Source organism: Streptomyces sp. NPDC058052 (assembly GCF_042885515.1).
GTDB lineage: Bacteria > Actinomycetota > Actinomycetes > Streptomycetales > Streptomycetaceae > Streptomyces.
Genome location: NZ_JBHVRX010000070.1, coordinates 1 through 2,500, shown reverse-complemented (window position 1 = coordinate 2,500; position 2,500 = coordinate 1). Strand labels below are relative to the sequence as shown.

The following is a 2,500-nucleotide window of genomic DNA, read 5'->3' as shown; positions in this document are numbered from 1 at the left end:
TTCACCCTGGACATGGGTAGATCACCTGGTTTCGGGTCTACGACCACGTACTCAATTCGCCCTATTCAGACTCGCTTTCGCTGCGGCTCCGCATCTTCTGCTTAACCTTGCACGGGATCGTAACTCGCCGGTTCATTCTACAAAAGGCACGCCATCACCCGTTAACGGGCTCTGACTACTTGTAGGCACACGGTTTCAGGATCTCTTTCACTCCCCTTCCGGGGTGCTTTTCACCTTTCCCTCACGGTACTGGTTCACTATCGGTCACTAGGGAGTATTTAGCCTTGGGAGATGGTCCTCCCGGATTCCGACGGAATTTCACGTGTTCCGCCGTACTCAGGATCCACTCAGGAGAGAACGAAGTTTTGACTACAGGGCTGTTACCTCCTATGGCGGGCCTTTCCAGACCTCTTCATCTACCTCGTTCCTTTGTAACTCCGTACAGAGTGTCCTACAACCCCAAGAGGCAAGCCTCTTGGTTTGGGCTGGTCCCGTTTCGCTCGCCGCTACTCAGGGAATCGCATTTGCTTTCTCTTCCTCCGGGTACTTAGATGTTTCAGTTCCCCGGGTCTGCCTTCTCATATCCTATGTATTCAGATATGGATACCACTCCATTACGAGTGGTGGGTTTCCCCATTCGGAAATCTCCGGATCAAAGCTTGCTTACAGCTCCCCGAAGCATATCGGTGTTCGTCCCGTCCTTCATCGGCTCCTAGTGCCAAGGCATCCACCGTGCGCCCTTTCTAACTTAACCGTTAAAAAGAATCACTACGTGATATCTTGCATTACTAATTGAATGTGAATTACTTCTGTTATCTAGTTTTCAAAGAACACGTTGGTGGAGCCTAGCGGGATCGAACCGCTGACCTCCTGCGTGCAAAGCAGGCGCTCTCCCAGCTGAGCTAAGGCCCCGAAGTGGTCGGGAAGACAGGATTCGAACCTGCGACCCCTTGGTCCCAAACCAAGTGCTCTACCAAGCTGAGCTACTTCCCGTTTTCAAAAGTATGTATGGCGCGCCCGAGAGGAGTCGAACCCCTAACCTTTTGATCCGTAGTCAAACGCTCTATCCAATTGAGCTACGGGCGCAACAATAAGTGCCGAGGGCCGGACTTGAACCGGCACGGTAGTCACCTACCGCAGGATTTTAAGTCCTGTGTGTCTGCCAATTCCACCACCCCGGCATGGATGGTATAGTATAGTTGGAGCGGAAGACGGGATTCGAACCCGCGACCCCCACCTTGGCAAGGTGATGTTCTACCACTGAACTACTTCCGCGTTTGGCAATGCGGATGAAGGGACTTGAACCCCCACGTCTGTAAAGACACTAGATCCTAAGTCTAGCGCGTCTGCCAATTCCGCCACACCCGCGTAACATGGTGAGCCATGAAGGACTCGAACCTTCGACCCTCTGATTAAAAGTCAGATGCTCTACCAACTGAGCTAATGGCTCTTTTTAAAAGACTTATGTTATTCTCTTGTCCAAAAATGGTGCCGGCCAGAGGACTTGAACCCCCAACCTACTGATTACAAGTCAGTTGCTCTACCAATTGAGCTAGGCCGGCTATCATGGTGGAGAATGACGGGTTCGAACCGCCGACCCTCTGCTTGTAAGGCAGATGCTCTCCCAGCTGAGCTAATTCTCCTATTTCAAATATTGCCTGGCAACGTCCTACTCTAGCGGGACGTAAGCCCGACTACCATCGGCGCTAAGGAGCTTAACTTCTGTGTTCGGCATGGGAACAGGTGTGACCTCCTTGCCATTGTCACCAGACAAATGAATGTGTTATACATTCAAAACTAGATAGTAAGTAATGATTTTGCGTCGCAAAACATTTTAATATTGATTAAGTCCTCGATCTATTAGTATTCGTCAGCTCCACGTGTCACCACGCTTCCACCTCGAACCTATTAACCTCGTCATCTTCGAGGGATCTTATAACCGAAGTTGGGAAATCTCATCTTGAGGGGGGCTTCATGCTTAGATGCTTTCAGCACTTATCCCTTCCGCACATAGCTACCCAGCGATGCCCTTGGCAGAACAACTGGTACACCAGCGGTGCGTCCATCCCGGTCCTCTCGTACTAAGGACAGCTCCTCTCAAATTTCCTGCGCCCGCGACGGATAGGGACCGAACTGTCTCACGACGTTCTGAACCCAGCTCGCGTACCGCTTTAATGGGCGAACAGCCCAACCCTTGGGACCGACTACAGCCCCAGGATGCGATGAGCCGACATCGAGGTGCCAAACCTCCCCGTCGATGTGAACTCTTGGGGGAGATAAGCCTGTTATCCCCGGGGTAGCTTTTATCCGTTGAGCGATGGCCCTTCCATGCGGAACCACCGGATCACTAAGTCCGACTTTCGTCCCTGCTCGACTTGTAGGTCTCGCAGTCAAGCTCCCTTATGCCTTTACACTCTGCGAATGATTTCCAACCATTCTGAGGGAACCTTTGGGCGCCTCCGTTACCTTTTAGGAGGCGACCGCCCCAGTCAAACTGCCC

9 tRNA genes and 2 rRNA genes (1 of these 11 cut by a window edge) are annotated in these 2,500 nt (G+C 51.9%); all 11 read right to left on the bottom strand.

From position 1 onward, the window contains the following. Window positions 1-754: ribosomal RNA gene (locus ACFVU3_RS39880) — 23S ribosomal RNA — on the bottom strand (its annotated part extends 1,608 nt beyond the left edge of the window); the annotation flags it as partial. 82 nt (window positions 755-836) lie between these two features. After that, window positions 837-912: transfer RNA gene (locus ACFVU3_RS39875), tRNA-Ala, on the bottom strand. 4 nt (window positions 913-916) lie between these two features. Next, window positions 917-993: transfer RNA gene (locus ACFVU3_RS39870), tRNA-Pro, on the bottom strand. A 16-nt stretch (window positions 994-1,009) separates the two neighbouring features. Further along, window positions 1,010-1,086, bottom strand: a tRNA-Arg gene (locus ACFVU3_RS39865). Between the two features lie 9 nt (window positions 1,087-1,095). Further along, window positions 1,096-1,181 (bottom strand) — tRNA-Leu (locus ACFVU3_RS39860). 19 nt (window positions 1,182-1,200) lie between these two features. Next, window positions 1,201-1,275 (bottom strand) — tRNA-Gly (locus ACFVU3_RS39855). Window positions 1,276-1,284: 9 nt separating this feature from the next. Beyond that, window positions 1,285-1,368 (bottom strand) — tRNA-Leu (locus ACFVU3_RS39850). Window positions 1,369-1,374: 6 nt separating this feature from the next. Continuing rightward, window positions 1,375-1,450: transfer RNA gene (locus ACFVU3_RS39845), tRNA-Lys, on the bottom strand. Window positions 1,451-1,486: 36 nt separating this feature from the next. Beyond that, window positions 1,487-1,562 (bottom strand) — tRNA-Thr (locus tag ACFVU3_RS39840). A 5-nt stretch (window positions 1,563-1,567) separates the two neighbouring features. Further along, a tRNA-Val gene (locus ACFVU3_RS39835) sits at window positions 1,568-1,643 on the bottom strand. 13 nt (window positions 1,644-1,656) lie between these two features. Then, a 5S ribosomal RNA gene (rrf, locus tag ACFVU3_RS39830) occupies window positions 1,657-1,771 on the bottom strand. Window positions 1,772-2,500: the final 729 nt, after the last annotated feature.